Consider the following 17,869-nt stretch of genomic DNA (forward strand, 5'->3'; position numbering starts at 1 on the left):
GTTCGGGGGTGTGTCGTCGTCGCGCCATGTCGTGATCTCATCCTCCTGCACCCATTCTGGTGCATCAGAACCCTCACAACCGCTGGACCTGCTCAAAGGGCTCCAGTCACGCGGGCCCTGCTTCACGCAGAAGCCCTCATCGGGTCTCAGTTCTCCTGAGCCGCAACCTGTTCCCCGACACCTGCCAGGAACAGACAGCGGCCTGGCGAAGCGCACCCTGAACCGAGACCCCGGCCGGGTTTTCCGTTCCACTCACCGTTCGGTATGCTCGGACTGATGGGCCCCGCTATCGACGCTTTTCGAGCTCAGTCATGATCAGATGACGTGCTGGCTCACCGTAGGCGGCTTGGTCGGCTAGTTGGGCGAACAGCCTGCCGTAGAGCGCGATCTCGCGCGGCTGGTTGATCGTCAGCTCCGCGCTCACGGTTTCTACCAGCACCAGCCGGTTGTCATACATCACGAAGCCGTTGATAGCCGGACCGTCGAAAGCGAACCGTTCTGGCACGATCCCAAGTACCAGGCGCGGCAGGGACATCGCGCCGAGGAGGTGTTCCAACTGTTCCACCATGACCGAGTCGTCTCCGACTGTGGTCTGTAGGGCCTGTTCGGCGATCACGAACGAGAACCTGCGGTTGCCTTGGTGCAATATCTGCTGACGTTCGATCCGGGCCGAGACTCCCTCGTCGAGGTCGTTGGGGATTGCATAGAACTTGATCATGCGGCGGAGAACCGCCTCGACATATCGGGGAGTCTGCAGCAGCCCTGGTATGAGTACTGGCTCATACCAGCGCAATTGGTTAGCCGCCTGGGCGATCCGATCCAACCTGCGCTGGTGCCGACGCATGCCGATGCCGAGTGCCCGCCGCCATTCCATGTACGCGGCTTCGATGTTCCGCAGCGTTGCGATCAAGTCGGGTAGTTGGTCGCCGCTGTCGGTGCGTTCACACCAGGTTCGGAGGTCCTCCTCCGTGGGTGTCTGCCTGCCGTACTCGATCTTGCTGATCTTCGACTCGGGCCAGTTCGCCAGTTTGGCGAGTGCCCTGCCTGTCATACCGGCATCACGACGAAGCTCTCGGAGCCGTAGCCCGAGAGCTTGTCGTTGTTCGTGTACAGCGGTGGTCACTGTGTCTGGAGAGCTACGTAGTCGGCGTACGGCACAGCCGCCGACCACACGTAGTCTCGAACCCCCTTGCAGTAGGCGATGATCCACGGGTCATGGGTGACCGCAGCGCCGGCGAATCGTCCATCTTCTTCGAACGTTGTGAAAACCACAGTCTCATCGTCCAACAACCACCAGTCGTCCGTGGTCAACCGGCTGGAATCGACCAAGTGCCGAGGCGCATACCGGATCTCTTCGCCCGCATCGGCGTTCTGAAGCGACACCTCCACCAGCCACCGCGTGTACGTGGTGTGTGGAACCGTGACCACCCGAGCACGGCGCACAGCGACGCCGCGCATGGTCATGTCGCGAACCAGGTCCAGCCAGCCCCGTAACCACTCGTAGTCGTCATCGGTCCGGCCCTGTTGCCAGTTGCGGAACGGCTCTATCCCGTCTTCGGTGTTGTAGTCGTCCTGCACTTCCAGGTGGAACGCCTCGCGCCGACTGCTTCGGATCAGGTTGTCGAACGCCTCACCCTGTAACAGCTTCACCGTAGAACGTCCTCTCCATCTTCGGCACTTCCACAGCCGTCTCGTTGGGCGCAATCTCCATCTGCGCCAACATGCCCGGATCTGTGACAGGCTCACCGCTCACCAGGAAGGTACCCCTTCCACTGTCAACGAGTGGCGCACCGATGTAAGTGCCAGGGTCGGCGTAACCCAGTAGCACGTGAGGGATTTCGACCGTGCCGGGTGTGTCGGTGCGCCACCCCTGCGTCACGAAGCCGTCCTCGGTCTCGTACAGCGACGGGCAGGTGTTGCCGGGTGAGCCGTTCTTGCCCAGAAGCCGTAACCGCTTGCTCATGATCAGTCCTCCCGCTTGGGGGCGTGGCGGATGTCGTCACGCCGCATCGATCGTCCCGCTCAGTACCGGATTCTGTGGCAGAACCCGGTTCATCTAGAAAACTCGAGAAAACTCCTGGAGTGGCTGCCGACCGCGCACCTAGCGTCAGATCAGGTGTTCGGGACCGGTGCAGTCGTCTCGGTCCCGGACCGCTTCGCCAGCGACCAGAGGGGCAGCCGTGACCAATGAACCAGACGAGGTAGAGGCCACGCCACGTACGCGGCTGTTCCAGTTTCCTGGTGGCGTGCTGGAACTCCAGAGCACCGGAGACGACTGCGAGGACTGCTCGGGGTTCTACCTCGAGATTCACGGACACATCGCACTCGACGGACACGAGGACAGAGTGACTGTAATGCGTTATAAGCCAACGTGTTTGGGCTATCTCCGGACCGATGTGTCCGGAGCCTCGCAGCTGTGGGACCAAAGCCAAATCCGCAAGCTCGCAACACGTCTCGGCTACGACTTCGCCGACATGGTGATCTATGACCCCAGTTTCGGGCGGCCTCCGTTGGCCCGCCTGAAGGCGCAAGCGACCCGGTTGGACGCGGAAGCGGTCATTGTCCCCGGCCCTGAGCACTTCGAGGGAGGGGAGATACCCGCGACGCTGGTGCAGCAACTCGACGTGATCACCGTAAACCCTGAAGAGACCTACGCCCGGCGCACGATGCCACCCCTTCGAGACCTGCCGCCGGCGCGTGCGGACCGGGCATGAGGGAGAAGGCTGGTCGATGCGCTGGACCGAGTTGCTCGCCGCGATCGTCGCCGCCGCTGTGACATCCATCGTGGTCATCGCTGGATCGGTGCTCACGGTCGCACGATTCGTCTTCAACTTCACGCCCACCGAACTCCGGGTATACCTCCGCAACGACACCAAGGACCATTCCGATGCTCGGGGACCACTGAAAGGGGGTGGTTGATCGGAACGGTAATCCACGACAACTCGATGACGTTGTTCCACAACGTATTTCGCGATGATCCCTCGGCCAACCGCAACCGCGCCGAGGGTTTCCGCAACCCAAGGGGAAGGGTCCCAATCCGCCGGGGACGGACTGGGGCCACTCCCGCATGCTCACGATGAGGAACCTTGTGGCCCGATTCGGGTGCCCGCCACTGCTGGCACCCTTCACGCCGTGGTGTGCCTGCCGGGGATACGTCGGGTGAGGTGCGGGGCTCCCGATACGACTCGCGAATTCTGGTGTGCCACAGTCTCGACACCCTCTGCAGCGGGAAGAAAAGAGCGGGAACCCCCGAAAAGGAAGAGAAAAGAAGAAGGCCCCGAAGAGAGCTTGCCGAATTTTCCTCGACAGAATCGAGAGGCCGAGGAGGGCAGATCCGGGTGTAGGCGACGAGATGAGCACCGTGAATAGCGCGATGGAGCCAGAGTGTCAGGGCAGTGAAGCCCGCGGTATCGACCTCGCTGTGGTTTGTCTGAGGCCGCGGGCGCAGGATCGAGGTCGGGTCATAGGCCGCCTGCGAGCCGCGTCAGATCCAGGGTGGCTGCCAACACGTCCAGAACTGTCTGTTCGTGTTCGGCCGTGCCACGTACTTTCCGTAGCCGCAGGACCTGCATCCCGCGCAAGGTGACGCCGTACCCAGGGGGCTCGGATTCGTCGGCGCGGTGGTGCACGATCTGGTAGTCGCGTGCGTCGATCAACGCGGAGTACCAGGGGTCGGCAGGCTTGCCCGCCCGCTGGGACTCTTCGGACTCCGAGCCGGGCGGGGTCCATTGCCGGCAATCGCATTGCGGGTCATCGCAGGGCGTGATGCGCGCGGCGACCGCGTTGGATCGGTAGGTCGGCATGCGGCCGGCCAGCATCGGGCAGGCGCAGGTGGAGTAGGTGGCGCAGTCGGGATGTAATCCGGCCTCGGGAGCGATTCCCCGAATCCAGTCTTGCGGCCGAATGAAGACCACGACCTGGTTGCCGGGTCCCTCGCCGGTGCCGAGGGGTTCCCCGCACACCTGACACAGCCGCAGTGCCAGCACCAGTGCGTAGCGTTCAGGGTCGATCGCACCCCACACCGGTGAGACTCGCCCGCGGTGGCACAGGGTCAGGAACGGGATGGTCAGCCCTTGTGCGGTCGGTGCGTCGTGCAGGCGCGCCGGGATCGGTGGGCGGGACGAATTCGATGACGTGGCTTCGGAGTTCACAGTTCTCCTCAGATGTGCATTACGGGGGAGCGGGATGTCGTCAGGGAGCGGTGTGGTTGTCGGTGAGCGGGTGAGCCGACAAGGTCACGCAGGCGGATCGCGGTGGCTGGTGTGCAGATTCGATGCGGATGTGCACGATGGCGGCGAGCGCACCGGGGCCGGGCGGCTCAGCGAGCCACGGGCCGAAGGCCGCGGGGTCGGCCTCGGGCAGGGCTGCTTCGATCCAGGCCACCAGGGCCGCGGCGCTGGTGATCACCACCTGTTCCGGCTGGTGCTCGGGTGGGTGTTGTGCACGGCGACGACGGTCGGTGCGGTGGGTGCGTTGGCGATCACCGATCGTGTGAGCACGGCCTGGTAGCCGCCGGCAGCCCACCATCCCTCGGCGATGACGAACCTGCTGTCGACCGTGGGGTCGACCGGGATGAGGCACCAGTGGACGCCGGAGACGCCGAAATTGCCTTCTTCCCAATGTATTTCACGGTCTCGAATGATCTGGGCGGCGCGTTCGATCGACACCAATGCCATCGGTGGTGCGGCGACGGTGGTGGTGGTCGACGCCGATGTGATTGCGGGGAAGGCCGCCACCGGCGTGCCTGGCTTCGGGGCGGTCGCGAAGCAGGCGCGATAGCCGACGACCAGTACGCTGCTCGCCGGTGGCGCGGAGACGACCTCGACGTAGCGGGGACTGACGCGCAGCCGGGCGCAATAGCTGTTCAACTCACCATTCACGAGTCACCACCGCATAGCCTGGTAGGCCGACAGCTGTCGACGGGGCGCGGGGTCGATGTAGCGAAACCGGTGAATCACGCTCAGAACTCCTTCTTCTCGGGCAGGCGGATGCCGGACACGGAAGGTGGCGGTGGGGCGGGCCGACCGGGTCAGGCGACGTCGGAGAAGCTCAGGTCGGCGTATCGTTCGGTGCCGGTGAGGAATTCGCATTCGCAGTGCGGGAATTCCTGCCAGCATTGATCGCAGAACCCGCAGCTGGTGCAGTGCGGTCCGGGGCGTTCGAGGTCGAACTGGCCGCAGTAGTCGCAGTAGTCGTAGAGGTAGCAGCCGGGCTCGTGTGGGGTTTCCAGTGCGCGCCACAGGTAGGAGTGGTTGGAGTACCAGATCCCGTCGCGGCTCCAATGTCCGCGGTGCTCGTTGAGCAGGTAGGCGGTGTGTTTGTAGCGGGGATCGACGGTCAGGATGATCATTTTGTCCCCGGCCAGCCAGTCCTCGAGCCCGGTGCGCCCGATCCAGGAATCCAGCGGCCCGAACGGTTCGTGGGGTAGGAAATCCTCGGCTGCCACCCGGGTGTCGGAGCGGGGATCCCCGAATCGGGGATGCACGATCTCGGGCAGAACCCCGTTGTGCGCCAGGACTGTTCGCTCGTCGCCGCCAACGGCGAAGGGGTGACAGTTCTGCTCGTCGATATAGCCGTGGGTAGCCAGCCGCGAGTGGAACAAGGCTGGTGTGTCGGGGAATTGCGCTCGCACGGCGGCGAACTCGTCGATCACCGTGTCGGCGTCGAGTCCGCGGCCGACGCGGATTCGCCCGTCAGCGATGAGGGCGTATCCGTGCCCATGGGGATTGGCGGCCGCGCCATCGCGCAGAGCGTCGAGATCCGGGGTGATACCGGGCTTGTAGAAGCTCAGGATGCACACGAGAGGGCCTCCATTTCCGCCAGCAAGGGCAGATAGATCGGGTGGCTTCGCAGCCAGTCGACGAATGCGGTCCATTCCCAGCCACGCCGACGCGCGACGTCACCGGAGGTGAGGACGCGGGTGTATTCCACGGAGGCGGCGACGAATGCGAGTGCGGCTTGGACCTGTTGGGGTTGGAGGGAGCTTGCGAAGATGCGGACTTCGAAGGTGTCTTGCGGGCAGACGTTGATGGCTTGGTAGCGGCCGTAGCCGAAGCGGTCGCCTTTGGCGAAGTTGACGATCTCGGCGCGGGCGTCGGGGTCGAAGCTGGCCCAGTCGTCGCTGCGCCGCCGGGCCAGGCGGGTGGCGTGGGTTTCGTTGCGGTACACGAATTTCATCCACCGGTACACGTGTGCGGGGGAGTCGAATCCGTCGCGGGAGACGTGGACGTGGATGCCGAGGTGGTTGTCGATGTAGGCGCCGCGAATGCGTAGCTCCCGCAGCACATTCCACGGGAACTCTTCGATGGCCCAGGCGTAACTCATGGGGTGGGTGACGATTTCGAATCCGCCGCCGTAGCCGATGGAGCCGTCCTCTTTGAGATAGGCGACCGTGTCGAGGTGGCTCGTGGCGATGTCGACGCAGTCCTCGAGCGCGGTTCCGGGGGTTTTGACTTCGAGTTCCAGTCCGAGAAACACCGGGCCCTGGCCGTGGAAGACCGGCTCGGGTTTGTAGGAGTAGTCATAGACGCGGTCAGTGCGCTGGCTGGATTCGCAGTGTGAGCAGTAGGTGCCGTTGCTGGTCAGGCGGTCGCAGTCACCGCATTCGCGGTATTGGTATTCACAGTCGCCGCAGACCTCGTCGCCGTTGTCGAGCGCACGTAGTGAGCGTGCGAGCAGCCCGCAGTCCGAGCATCGCCAATAGTGATCCTCGCGGCACGTGTCGCAGACGACGCCGTCGTTGATCGTGGACGCACCATCAGTGGTGTAGCGCTCACAGCATTCGCATTCGCGCCACCGACCAGCACAGCGCGTGCACAACGTGCCATCGTCGACCGTGCGGCGAATCTCGGTGGCACGCTCGCCACAGTCGTCACAGAACGGAAGATCCACGCAGGCAGGGCACAGCGGGCTGCGTTTGCCTGTCGGGGGATCGTGGGGGATCTGCGCGGCACACAGATCACACACAGCGTGTGCTGTCGGCACAAGGGGCATGGCTACGGGACCTCTCTGAACGACGAAGGATCGGCAGGACGCGGGAGCCGGAGTGGTGCGTCCGCCTCGTATGGCGAGCCCTTCTCGCGCACGAGATCGCAAGGCGGGCAGAGCGAAGAGGGCCGAATCAGTGCCTGAGGCAATGACGGATTCGGCCGGATGGGCGCGACAGCGCCGGACTGAAGGCGGTGTCAGGAGTCGTGATGAACGCCCTAGGCTCTTGGCCTAGGATCATGTCGCGGCGCATCGAACTAGCAGGTGTTGAGCGTCGGAGGCAGTCGCAGTGTGGAAAGGTGTTGGCGCAGTGGAAACACCAGCCGCACCGGCCGCAGTAGCGGCCCCGTCGACTGAAGTCGACATCGCCGCAGCTTTCGCACACATACAGCCACGCCCGCGACCGGCGGAGCCCAGACCCGGTATCAGGCCGATATCCGCGGTTCGAGTACCAGATCCCGCCGTCCCAGATCCCCGCCGATTCGTTGAGCACGTAGGCGTTCTCGTGGAAGGCGGGATCGACGGTCAGCACGACCAGCTTGCTCGCCCCGAGCCACGACTCCAGACCGCGGCGGCCGGCCGCGGTATCGAACGACCCGAAAGGCATTCGCGACAGATACGTCTCGGCGGCGATGCGCGTGTCCGATCGAGGGTCATACGGTGCCGGGCGCACCCGCCGGGGCAGCACTCCGTTGTGCGCCAACATGGTTCGCCGATCGCGGCCGAGACGAAAGGGATGGCAGTTGTCGATGCTCACCGCGCCGTGCGTGGCGTAGCGGCTGTGGAACAGCGCCGGCCGGTCCGGATACTGTCTTCGGGTAGCGGCGAAGTCGTCGATGACTTCCTCGGCGTCCATGCCGCGGCCGACCAGAATCCCGCCGTCGGTGACCACCGCGAAACCATGACCGTCTCGATTGACGCGCGCACCGTTTCGTAGTGCGCCGACATCGGGGTCTGTTCCCGCCGGGAGAAAAGTCAGCAGGCACACGCGAGTGCCTCCATCTCCGCCCGAAGCGGTGCGTATTCCTCCCGCTGGTTCACCCAGGCGCTGAACTGATCCCACCGCCAGCCGCCGCGCTGGATCACCTCGGTCGCGGTGAGGCCGCGGGTGTACTCGACGGTGGCTGCGGCGAATGCCAGGGCTGCCTGAACCTGCTGGCGGTCCAGAGATCCAGCGAACACCCGCAGCTCGAGGCTTTTGCGCGGATGCGGATTGATGGCCTGATACCGGTTCAACCCGAAACGGCGCACATCGTCCTTGGCGGTATGCTTCACACGTTCGCGCGCAGTACTCGAGAACTGTGCGAAATCCGATCGCCGCCGCGCCAAGGCTACGGTTTGAGGTTCGTTGCGGTAGATGAGCTTCGCCCACCGGTAAATATGCGCGGGTGAATCGAAGCCATCACGCGACACATGCACATGGATGCCGACACTGGCGTCCGAGCGGCACCCCAGTTCGTTCAGGCGCTCGAGCAACTGCCAGGGGAACTGCTCGATGGCGAACCGATAGTCCATCGGATGGGTGACCAGTTCGAAGCCCAGCGGCTGGATCGACGAGTCGTGCTTCAGATAGGCCAGATCACGCACATAGTCGCCCGCCGTCGACGCACACAACTGATAATTATCGTGAGGGACAACGACTTCCAGCTCCAGACCGAGGAACAGTGGGCCGCGGCCGAAGAACCTGGGGTCGGGCTTGTAGTTGTAACTCCAGATCCGCCCGCCGGACTCGCAGCCGTCGCAGTCGGTGTGCTCAGGCAGGAGCGTGCCGCATTCGTCGCAGACGCCATAGCTTTCCGCGCACCGCGAACACACGCGGATACCGCCGGAGACATACCGGCTCTCGGCGGTGTAGAGACTGCAGACACCGCAATGATCGAAGAACCGATCGACACAGTGCGGGCAGACTCGGTCGCCGGTATCAGTGCGCCAGGTAGTTGGTACGTGGTAGCGGCAGCGTGCACATTCGGCCCATCCGTCAGCGCATGTGCTGCATACCCTCCCGAGTTCGATCGTCGGTACCAGCCGTCGGCTGGGTGCGCGGCATCGGTTGCATCGCGGCAAGCCGGTCGTGCAATGTATGCAGGCCGCCTCGGAATTCGGAATTCGTAGCCGCCGCCCGGAAATGGCAGATTGACAGATCGCGCACGAAGGAGGATTTGGCATGGCTGATCGCCTTCCAACGGAGTTGAGAAACGAAAAACGCCGTGACGGAGAGTCCGTCACGGCGCGTGATTTGAAGTGCTCATCATCTGCGGTTTGGCATTTGTCTGCTGACCCGTCGTAGAGCTGGATAGTCGGAGTAGCGTCATGAGTGCGCTAACACGATTGGATGGAAGGGATCAGAGGCAACCGACTCGCTGTCGGCGGCCCAAGCGGTTACGTGCCACTCATTCAACTGAGCGGACTCTGACCTGTCAGCCTGGAGATCCCCGGCGAGGCGCCAGATTCCTAGATCTCACGGCGTCAGAAGTCTTGTGCCCTAATCGAATCGATCCATATTGCGTGTTGCGGCTGAGTTCGGCCGCGGACAGCCGAAGACCTGTCGTGTTCCGTTGGAAGAGGCGATAGCGCTGAATCCGAGAGCCACCGAGGATTGGCGGCTGGGATCTGGATGCGAGAACAGGCATCTTGTACGAGCGGAGCCGGGTGGGCTTCCTGAGTCGCTACAAGTTGGCGTAGCCCCCAGCGCTCCAGACGGCCAAGCGAAACTGGTTGGGGGACACCGCATACCGCACCGGCACTCCCGCGGCCGGTTGGTAGGGCCAATAGCAGAATCCGCAGCGGTGGCAGTAGTAGCCGGCCCGCCAGACGTGGCGAGCGATTGGAAGCCCGCGACTGATCCGGTTGTTGCGCCGGGTTCTCCTCAGCGCGGTCCAGAATAGGAGGATCGATGGGGTGGCCAGCGCTAGGATGAATGCGAAGGACGCGGCGACAATCCAAGGCCAGGATACTTCAGCATCAGGATCGTTCAGCGCAACGATGGTGAAGAGAAGGTAGAAGCACGCGGGAATCGCAAAGAACAGCCCGAGGAAAACCAGCTTGCCGGAGCGGCGGCGCATCGGTGCAAGGGTGAGTGCCTGAGCGAGATGAGTCGAGTGGACTCGGTCGACGGTGGCGTAGCCGACCACCGGGACCACACCGACGGAGCTGATCCCAAGCCCTGAGTGCGAGTCGACTCCGCGGACCACGGACGTTCCTGTCGCATGCACCGCAGGAACGTTCTGAACCTGATCGTCGTGTCCACAAGTCGGACACGTGATGTCGATTCCCACGGTGACGCCCTGTCCCGGTGCAGTCGCGCCGCGGTCGTGACGGTCGCCGCGCAACAGCGCCTGTGCTGGTTCCCGGTGAAGCAATGGTTTGCTCCATCGAACACCGCGCTGGGGAGCTTGTCGAGTTGGATTGGTGGCTGAGGTATCCGGAGTCATCCAAAGGTCCTCTCTGGTCGTAACGCGAGGTGCCAGGACGCGGGATCTGAGTTGAGAGCGTGTGAGGCCGCTCTATGCGACAACTGACCATCCGCCTGAGACAGGCGGATCCGTCGCTGGGATCACCGGATCGTACAGGGGAGAACCGATTGGTCCCGACGATCAATGAACAACCCGAGCGTAGCCTGCATGCACCATACGGTGCGCCGACCAGGTGGCCGTATTGACAACGCGTCGGTCATCGTTTGGGACTGCTGGATGGATTAGGTGACAACCGAGTTGGCCTGCCCGATGGCCGCGCTGGAAGGATGTCAGGATCCCAGACTAACGACGAAAGGAGACTGTCGGTTGCCGACATCACCCAACGAGGTCCTCGACCAGCTGGTTACCGACAGTGCCAAGACGGGATGGGCGACAATGACGATCCCGCTGGCACTCTTCAAAGCCTTTGCGCGCGAAAGCGGATGGGAAGCAGTCGCGACCAGGCGGGGTGATTCCTCCGTGTCGAAGCTTAAACCAACGGTATCTGCGGAAGCCCCGGTCCGGTCGGTCAGCGCAGCAACCGGATTGGAGGCTCAGTTGTTGCACGTCGACGGCGCGCATCTCCCTTTCGTGCCGGACATCGTTGTAATGCACTCCGACACAGTAAATTCCACGGCAACGCGAATCTGGAAGCCGAGCTTCGGGGTAGTCCATTCATCAGCCGTGCAGCATGGAGTGTTCATCGTAGGTACTGGACGTGACGCCTTCCTAGCGTGCGCAGCCGACGACACCGGGCTGCGGTTCGATCCGTACTGCATGTCGCCAGCCGACAGCCGATCAAGGGACGCGTCAAGCTTGCTTACGTCGTACGACGACGTCTATGAGCATGCATGGGACGAGCCGAACAAGCTTTTGCTGATTCGGAATCGCGTTGTTCTCCATGGTCGGGCACGGGCCGAGAAAGGCGAAGAGCGCGAGTTGACCAGGATTGCCTACAGGACGGGGCCTTTGAAGTGATGACTCCCTACGGCTACGAGCAGTTCTGGGTTAAAGCCAAGCTGTTTCTGAACCGAGCTATGGACCCGTCGACTGATAGAACCGAGGATGAGAAGCAGCTGTGGGCAGCGCTGGCGCTGGAGCTTCTTGCCAAGGCCGCGCTATGCAAGGTCTCGCCTATTCTCGTGGCCGAACCGACGGACGACGGATCTCACGCCCTGAAGGCGGCCGGGCTGATCGAAGGCGAGCCACACTTCACGACGGCCAGGGCATCGACGATCTTCAAGCGGTGCCAGAGAGTCTTCCGGCCCTTCAGCGAAGAGGAGGCCACCAAGATCGCCTCGGGGCGAAACGAGTACCTCCACGGTGCGGCGCTCGGCATCACGGGCATCCCTCCGCACGCCTGGTGGCCAAGGTTCTGGGCCCAAGCAAACATCCTATTGACCGCTCAGGGAGCAGATATCTCGCTCCTCGTGGGACCTGAACGCGTCGACCAAGTCGAGACCTATCTGGCGCAGAACAAGAAGAACATTGAACATCAGCTCACCTCGCGAATCGAGGCAGCGAAGCTGTCCTTGGCCCGGTTCAGGGAAGGCCGGATGAGCGGCAGTGAACTGGCGAAGTGGCAAGCTCCGCAACGCTGGACACCGGTCATGGACTACAGCGCCTCAGCAACATGTCCGGCATGCTCTGGCATCGGGATGTTGGAAGGCAGCGATATCGCTGACCGCCGAGTGACCGAATACGGCGGTAACGAGGGCGATCACTTCATCGGAATAATTGCTGAAATCGATGTCAGCCCTGAGTACTTCAGCTGCCCGACTTGCCGTCTCGTGCTCGACAGGTTCGAGCTGATCGCCGAGACGGAGCTTGGGGACGAGTGTTTCACCATTGAAGTCGATCCGGAGGATCTAGCGGACTGGCTTGAGCCCGAGTACGGCAACGACTGATAGGTCGATCGGCCGGTTCATGAAGTAACTGGTAGCTATCTGTGCGGTTCCGATTGTGGCCTCCACCGGGCGACAGGCTGTGGGCGCGCGCCGGCCTGGACAGTGTGTATCAGTCATGAGCAGACTCGATGGACCTTCAGATCGTGGCGAGGTAGCCTGCCGCAGGGGCTGTGTGTCGGGGCGGCTCGTCGTTATTGGCGTGAGTCGGCATAGTGAGGGGTTGTCGTGCATTTGCGGAAGGTCCGCGTGGAGGGGTTCCGGGCGGCTGCGATGTCGCCTGTGTCCGTGGAGTTCCCGGGTCGGTTCAGTCTGTTGGTGGGGTCGAACGGGGTCGGGAAGACCACGATCAACGACGCGATCTATTGGGCGCACGTCGAGCGGTTCCCGCAGCTTCAGCAGCCGGACGCGGCGGTGCTCGGCCCGGCGCCTCGACGGATCGACGTGGAGTATGCGATGGAGACCGACCCGGCCGAGGAAGGTGCGCTGGGTCAGGCGCGGCAGGCGTCCGGGCTGGGTGCGCCGATGTGGCGGCGGACGTTGGAGCGGTCGCTGGGCCGGGCGCGTGCGGTCGGTATCGACTCCACCGTCGATGGTTACGAGCCAATGCCATTAACTTACGGCGTTTGCGCTGGTGGGCGTGGTGACGGCAGCCCGTCGGACCGCGGCGCGAGAGTTGCTGTGTAGCAAATTGTTTCGGGGTAGGGTGCTGGTTCGTGGTGGAGGTGGCGGGCCGGTTGACCGACTGGATCGGGCTGGGTGTGCTGACCCGGGTAGTGCATCCGGATCTGGTCGACGAGGTGCTGGTTACGACCGGTCGGGTCGAGAAGCGGCGGCGGCTGTTGCCGGCGCGGGTGGTGGTCTACTTCGTGCTGGCGATGACGTTGTTCTTCGACGACGCCTACGAAGAGGTGCTGCGCAAACTCGTTGACGGGCTTCGGTTTCTGCGGTCGTGGGATGCTGACTGGCAGGTGCCGACGTCGCCGGCGTTGTGCAAGGCCCGGGCCCGCCTCGGTGAGGAACCGGTCCGGGAGTTGTATCGGCGGGTCGCGGTCCCGCTGGCCGGCGCGGGCACCGCGGGCGCATGGTTGGCGGGGCGGCGGGTGATGGCCGTCGACGGTGTTCAGATGGACATTCCCGACACACCGGACAACGAGGAGGTGTTCGGGCGCGGGAAGACCCATCAGAGCTTGGAGGATCCGTATCCGAAGGTGAAGGTCGTCGGGTTGGCCGAGTGCGCCACCCACGCGATCGTCGATGCCGAGATCGGTGCGGTCACCACCGACGAGCGGGAGATCACCCGTCCGCTGCTGGCCGCGTTCGAGCCGGGAATGCTGGTCCTCGCCGATCGCGGGTTCTTCAGTCACGAGTTCTGGCGTGAGGCCGCCGACACTGGCGCGGATCTGTTGTGGCGGGTGCAGTCCGGACTGAAATTGCATGTCGTGCAAGACCTTCCGGACGGATCGTATTTGTCGCGGTTGATGACCGATGTCGAGCGCCAGCGAATCCGCCGCCACCGCGCCCGCGGCCTGGACACCGTCCCCGAGGGCGTGCAGGTCCGGGTGGTCGAGTACGAGATCGCCAACCGCGACAGCGACGCCCCCGGCCCGATCCGGCTGATCACCACTCTGCTCGATCCCGACGAGGCGACCGCAGCCGAGCTGGCGGCCACCTACCACCGCCGGTGGGAGTTCGAGACCAGCCTCGCCGAGATCGAAACCCGCCAGCGGGGCAGCTACCGACTGCTGCGCTCGCAGAGCCCCGCCATGGTGCGCCAGGAGATCTGGGGTCTTCTGACGACCCACTACGCCGTCCGTGAACTCATGCATCACGCCGCCGATCTCGGTGAAAACGATCCCTTACGGCTGTCGTTCGTCCGCGCTCTCCGCGTTGTCCGGCGACACGTCACCGGGCAAGCGGGTTTTTCCCCCTGACCGGCTCGCCACCGGCATCGCAAGGGCTGTCGCCGAGATCCTCGAACGACCCAACCCGCCACGGCGCCAACGCAGCTATCCCCGGGTCCTCAAACGCGCCGGACGCCACAAGTTCAAACGAAAAACACTGGCGCACAAGAACATCAACCATCACCAGCCGCCCGAGATCCGGCTACACCAGCGCGTAAGTTAACGGCATTGGGTTACGAGCAGGTCCGGCTCGTATATCTGCCCGCGTTGAGGAACCCGGTCGATCAGTTGTCGCGGCGTGAGACCAGGGTGCTGCTGGAGCTGATGCGTGCCGAGCAGAAGCGCAACCCCGCGGGCGGATCCCTCGCTGAAGTCCGTGCGCAGGCGGAGCGTCTATTGGCGAGGCTGACGACGCAGCAGTTGCTGCTGGATGTGCAGGGGCGCATCGCGGAGAACTTGAAGGACGTGACCGGTGGCGTTCAGGAGCACTTTGCGTTTCTGGGCACTCAGCGTGTCGATGATGCGTATCTAGCTCGAGTTCTCGAGTTGCTGCTGGCGACGACGGCGAACGCGGGTGACGCTCGCCGTCTTGAGGCAGCGAGCCTGGGGTACGTGAACCTTCTTCACATCGCGGTCACGCTCGCAGGCATCCCGGATCCGTCGAAGGCGCCGGTCGGTCCGCCGCCACCTGCTCCGGGAGCTCCGACCGGCGGACGGGATTCCGAAGCCGGACAGGAACTTCCGATGCAGCGGGGAGCGCTGAAGCGGGAGCTGACCGAGGAGGAAGAAGTGGTCGCGGCGCGGGAACGCCTCGCGGAGACCGACCAGTTGGCCGAAGAGCAGCAGGACTCATTCTGGCCGGACATGTTTCATGCAACCGTGCTCATCGAGGAGCCCGAGGCACACCTGCATCCACAGCTTCAGCACGGACTCATCCGGTACCTTCGGGCAAGTACGGTCGCCCGTCCGGACCTTCAGGTCATCGTCTCGACGCATGCCGGTGAGATGGTTTCGGCATGCAAGCCGGATGATCTGGTCATCGTGCGCCGCGACACGAGCGGCCAGGTTGTCTCGCGGATGATCGCGAACATCCCCTGGGCTCCCACGATGCGTCGCAAGGTTTGTCGGATGACAGAGTTGCATCTGGACGCGAGCCGGTCGGGCGCGCTGTTCGCCGAGCGGGTGGTGCTGGTAGAGGGTGTTACCGAGGCAGCATTATTGCGCTCCTTCGGGCGGGCCTGGGCTGCGGGAAGCAACAGCAAGCGCGCGTTCATCGATGCGCTGGCGGTCGTGTACGTCGGTCACCGCGTCGGCGAGTGGCCGGTCCGTCTGCTGGCGGAGCCGGGTTACGAGCTGACCCAGCAGGTCGCCTTGTTGTGCGACACTGACGAGCGTGGCGACCCACTGCCGCCGCCGAGCCCGCCCCCGTGGCACGCTCATTTTTCAGGCTCCGCGCACGTGGGCGTGTTCTGGTCTGCGCCCACGCTGGAGCCGACGCTCGTCACCGGCAACGAGACCCTCGTCGAGAATGCGCTCAAGTTGTGCAACAAGGATCTTGGTCAGGTGCCAACTGCCGAGAATATCGACAGCTTCTTCCGAGAAAAAAAGAACAAGCCCATGAAGGGTGAGTTCGCGTTCGAGTTGGCTGGCCAGGTCGAGGACAATCTGGAGACCACGGTTGTGCCGATGCAACTGGTTGAGCTGTTCAACTGGCTGTGGAATGACCATGCCCCGACTGCCGCAGTATCTCCCGCGGCGGACACTGAGGCGGACTCGGCGCGAGGCACGGGCGCTTCTGCTGCGGGTGGCGGACTGCGTGAACTGGCAGCCGCGGAGGCCCAGCAGATCGACGAGAACGACCCGGTGTTCTGATGGGTATCGAGCTGACGAATCGGCAGGTGCTCGCGGCAGCCGCAGACGATCCGCTCGTCAACATCGTGTCCGCACCTGGGTCAGGTAAGACGACTGTGGCAGCGGAGCGGTTCGGCTATCTTCACCACAAGGATCCGGACGGTCGACGCGGTGTTATTGGGCTGAGCTTCAACAGGGCAGCGGTTGGGGAACTGCGTAGCCGGATCGCGGCCCGATGGGGACGTCGGGCACTCGCTTTCCCGAACTCGGTGACCACCATCGACGAATTCCACGTCCGGACGATGAATTACCTGCTGCGCCGCGGGTTCCTGAGGTGGCCGAACAGTCACAACGAGATCGACGTCATCGATGACTACTCCAGTAAGTCCGGATACCAGCTGATCGCAGTCAATGGCTGGCTTCGGATCGCGAGTTGCAAGAGCGACGGGACTGTTTTCAGCCACAGCGTCCGCACAAAGAAGCCGACCTACGGACTCGGCCGAGCGGGTGATCATCGGCCGGTTCTGGAAGCTGGCTGTGTCAGCCACGGCGATGTGAGGCATATTCTGAAGGCCGCGCTGGTCCTAAACGGAGTCCAGGATGTTGTCGACAACTGGATGGTGACCAACTACCGCCACCTCGTTGTCGATGAGGTCTACGACGCCGACGAGCTCGACCTCCACGTGGCCTCCCGGTCAGCCGAGCTGGGCATCGGGGTAACTGTCGTCGGTGACCCCTGGCAGGCGCTGTACGACTGGCGCGGCGCCACCCCAGAAAAGGTCAAAAGCAACCTCCTGGACAGGCACGAGTTCACGAATTTCCACCAACCAGAGTCGTTCCGCTTCAAGACCGAGCAGATGCGGGAGCTTACCGGCCGACTCCGAGACGGCAAGCCAGTCAAGCTGCCGTCGATCGCTAGTAGCGCCGTCGACATCGCGTTGGCGCGCCACTGGGCAGAGTTGTGGAATGTCGGCGACAACATCCTGCCGCTGGCGTTTCGATCAGGTTTCACCAGTGAAATCGACGCAATCCTTTGCCTCCTGCTCGATATCGCGACCGGATCAGGGCTTGGACTGCCTGCGTTCGGTCAGCAAAATGCCTTGATCCGCCTCGGTCTGACCGATGAAGCCCTGGAGGGTTTCCGCGCCACGGTTCTCCGCCCCGCCCTAGCGGAGCTTGTCGCAGACGTCCCTGCGGGCGCCGTTCTCGAAAGACTGCGGGCCCGGACCGTGGAATCCGGACGGACGCGGCCTCGCAGGGCAGGCGATGAGAGCATCCGGGAAGGCGAACTCGACCGCCTCCGTGCACGGCTACAGCGCCGCGACCTCATCCCCGGACTGACCGTCCACCAGGCGAAGGGGCGCGAATGGAACCATGTCGGGGTCGCACTGAACCTCGCACAGGAACGCATACTCGACCAGGGGCTCCGCGAACTTGAGCCAGAACACTGCGTGCTCTACGTGGCACTGACCAGAGCGAAGCACACCTGCGGAGTGTTACGTTGTCCGCAAGAACACGGGGTCTAACTGCGATCCATGGAACCAGTTTCCGCCGCCGCCATCACCTTTGCCGCACGAACCCGCCACCGCGGATGAACCAGTCGGCCCAGCCCTCACGCGTATTGGAACCACACTTCGGTTACGACGATCAGGTTGGCTGTCTTGCCCGAGTCCGACCTCGTAGACGCACTGACCGGGTGCTGCGTGTCCATGAGGCCGTAAGCTCAGCGGGTGCCACGGATCGCCGCGTGGCGAACGGATTCGGGAGGATA

General features: G+C 63.6%; 19 protein-coding genes. 8 read left to right on the top strand and 11 right to left on the bottom strand.

Going from position 1 to position 17,869, the window contains the following annotated elements; translation table 11 throughout:
- Positions 1 to 286: 286 nt before the first annotated feature.
- From ABZV44_RS23150 to ABZV44_RS23160, 3 genes are read right to left on the bottom strand one after another with little or no spacing between them, the layout of a single operon-like run.
- Complete coding sequence (locus tag ABZV44_RS23150) at positions 287 to 1,171, bottom strand: helix-turn-helix transcriptional regulator (protein ID WP_354839755.1); 885 nt, start codon at positions 1,169 to 1,171, stop codon at positions 287 to 289.
- Positions 1,120 to 1,650, bottom strand: coding sequence for a DUF6879 family protein (locus ABZV44_RS23155; protein WP_354839758.1), 531 nt, complete (start codon positions 1,648 to 1,650; stop codon positions 1,120 to 1,122). Before ABZV44_RS23155 ends, ABZV44_RS23150 begins: the two co-directional genes overlap by 52 nt.
- Complete coding sequence (locus tag ABZV44_RS23160) at positions 1,631 to 1,963, bottom strand: hypothetical protein (RefSeq protein WP_354839761.1); 333 nt, start codon at positions 1,961 to 1,963, stop codon at positions 1,631 to 1,633. The genes ABZV44_RS23155 and ABZV44_RS23160 overlap by 20 nt, the downstream gene beginning before the upstream one ends.
- Before the next feature lie 217 nt (positions 1,964 to 2,180).
- Between ABZV44_RS23160 and ABZV44_RS23165 the strand changes: the two genes are divergently transcribed.
- Positions 2,181 to 2,714, top strand: a complete 534-nt coding sequence (locus tag ABZV44_RS23165; RefSeq protein ID WP_354839764.1) for a hypothetical protein — start codon at positions 2,181 to 2,183, stop codon at positions 2,712 to 2,714.
- A gap of 16 nt (positions 2,715 to 2,730) precedes the next feature.
- Complete coding sequence (locus ABZV44_RS23170; protein WP_354839767.1) at positions 2,731 to 2,919, top strand: hypothetical protein; 189 nt, start codon at positions 2,731 to 2,733, stop codon at positions 2,917 to 2,919.
- A gap of 542 nt (positions 2,920 to 3,461) precedes the next feature.
- Here the strand turns inward: ABZV44_RS23170 and ABZV44_RS23175 are convergent.
- The 8 genes from ABZV44_RS23175 to ABZV44_RS23210 form a co-directional block, all read right to left on the bottom strand.
- On the bottom strand, positions 3,462 to 4,151 hold the full coding sequence (locus ABZV44_RS23175) for a hypothetical protein (protein ID WP_354839770.1): 690 nt from the start codon (positions 4,149 to 4,151) through the stop codon (positions 3,462 to 3,464).
- Between the two features lie 40 nt (positions 4,152 to 4,191).
- A complete protein-coding gene (locus ABZV44_RS23180; protein WP_354839772.1) occupies positions 4,192 to 4,407 on the bottom strand; it encodes a hypothetical protein in 216 nt (71 codons plus the stop codon).
- The gene (locus ABZV44_RS23185; protein WP_354839775.1) at positions 4,404 to 4,880 is read right to left on the bottom strand and encodes a hypothetical protein; all 477 of its coding nucleotides are present in this window, start codon (positions 4,878 to 4,880) and stop codon (positions 4,404 to 4,406) included. Before ABZV44_RS23185 ends, ABZV44_RS23180 begins: the two co-directional genes overlap by 4 nt.
- Before the next feature lie 149 nt (positions 4,881 to 5,029).
- Positions 5,030 to 5,800 carry a hypothetical protein gene (locus ABZV44_RS23190; RefSeq protein ID WP_354839778.1) on the bottom strand — a complete coding sequence of 257 codons (771 nt, stop codon included), beginning with the start codon at positions 5,798 to 5,800 and terminating at the stop codon, positions 5,030 to 5,032.
- The gene (locus tag ABZV44_RS23195; protein ID WP_354839781.1) at positions 5,788 to 6,891 is read right to left on the bottom strand and encodes a hypothetical protein; all 1,104 of its coding nucleotides are present in this window, start codon (positions 6,889 to 6,891) and stop codon (positions 5,788 to 5,790) included. The genes ABZV44_RS23190 and ABZV44_RS23195 overlap by 13 nt, the downstream gene beginning before the upstream one ends.
- A 229-nt stretch (positions 6,892 to 7,120) precedes the next feature.
- Positions 7,121 to 7,975: a class II glutamine amidotransferase gene (locus ABZV44_RS23200; RefSeq protein WP_354839784.1), complete on the bottom strand. Its 855-nt coding sequence runs from the start codon at positions 7,973 to 7,975 to the stop codon at positions 7,121 to 7,123.
- Positions 7,963 to 8,802: a hypothetical protein gene (locus ABZV44_RS23205; RefSeq protein ID WP_354839787.1), complete on the bottom strand. Its 840-nt coding sequence runs from the start codon at positions 8,800 to 8,802 to the stop codon at positions 7,963 to 7,965. The genes ABZV44_RS23200 and ABZV44_RS23205 overlap by 13 nt, the downstream gene beginning before the upstream one ends.
- A gap of 851 nt (positions 8,803 to 9,653) precedes the next feature.
- Positions 9,654 to 10,418 (bottom strand): hypothetical protein, encoded by a 765-nt coding sequence (locus ABZV44_RS23210; protein WP_354839790.1) that lies wholly within the window; start codon positions 10,416 to 10,418, stop codon positions 9,654 to 9,656.
- 348 nt (positions 10,419 to 10,766) lie between these two features.
- On the opposite strand from ABZV44_RS23210, the gene ABZV44_RS23215 reads away from it, so the two are divergent.
- The 6 genes from ABZV44_RS23215 (at position 10,767) to ABZV44_RS23240 (ending at position 17,624) form a co-directional block, all read left to right on the top strand.
- Positions 10,767 to 11,417 carry a hypothetical protein gene (locus ABZV44_RS23215; RefSeq protein ID WP_354839793.1) on the top strand — a complete coding sequence of 217 codons (651 nt, stop codon included), beginning with the start codon at positions 10,767 to 10,769 and terminating at the stop codon, positions 11,415 to 11,417.
- Positions 11,414 to 12,346, top strand: a complete 933-nt coding sequence (locus ABZV44_RS23220; protein WP_354839796.1) for a hypothetical protein — start codon at positions 11,414 to 11,416, stop codon at positions 12,344 to 12,346. The genes ABZV44_RS23215 and ABZV44_RS23220 overlap by 4 nt, the downstream gene beginning before the upstream one ends.
- 246 nt (positions 12,347 to 12,592) lie before the next feature.
- Positions 12,593 to 13,030 carry an AAA family ATPase gene (locus ABZV44_RS23225; RefSeq protein WP_354839798.1) on the top strand — a complete coding sequence of 146 codons (438 nt, stop codon included), beginning with the start codon at positions 12,593 to 12,595 and terminating at the stop codon, positions 13,028 to 13,030.
- Between the two features lie 29 nt (positions 13,031 to 13,059).
- A complete protein-coding gene (locus ABZV44_RS23230; protein WP_354839801.1) occupies positions 13,060 to 14,277 on the top strand; it encodes an IS4 family transposase in 1,218 nt (405 codons plus the stop codon).
- 198 nt (positions 14,278 to 14,475) lie between these two features.
- The gene (locus ABZV44_RS23235; RefSeq protein WP_354839804.1) at positions 14,476 to 16,119 is read left to right on the top strand and encodes an AAA family ATPase; all 1,644 of its coding nucleotides are present in this window, start codon (positions 14,476 to 14,478) and stop codon (positions 16,117 to 16,119) included.
- Positions 16,119 to 17,624, top strand: coding sequence for a UvrD-helicase domain-containing protein (locus ABZV44_RS23240; RefSeq protein WP_354839807.1), 1,506 nt, complete (start codon positions 16,119 to 16,121; stop codon positions 17,622 to 17,624). Before ABZV44_RS23235 ends, ABZV44_RS23240 begins: the two co-directional genes overlap by 1 nt.
- Positions 17,625 to 17,869 lie beyond the last annotated feature (245 nt).

This window comes from Nocardia sp. NPDC004860 (assembly GCF_040609015.1).
Lineage (GTDB): Bacteria > Actinomycetota > Actinomycetes > Mycobacteriales > Mycobacteriaceae > Nocardia.

Excerpts from the sequence above, each read along its gene's own strand:
- ABZV44_RS23170 (WP_354839767.1), top strand. The coding sequence starts at position 2,731 with ATGCGCTGGACCGAGTTGCTCGCCGCGATCGTCGCCGCCGCTGTGACA.
- ABZV44_RS23240 (WP_354839807.1), top strand. The coding sequence starts at position 16,119 with ATGGGTATCGAGCTGACGAATCGGCAGGTGCTCGCGGCAGCCGCAGAC.
- ABZV44_RS23210 (WP_354839790.1), bottom strand. The coding sequence starts at position 10,418 with ATGACTCCGGATACCTCAGCCACCAATCCAACTCGACAAGCTCCCCAG.
- ABZV44_RS23160 (WP_354839761.1), bottom strand. The coding sequence starts at position 1,963 with ATGAGCAAGCGGTTACGGCTTCTGGGCAAGAACGGCTCACCCGGCAAC.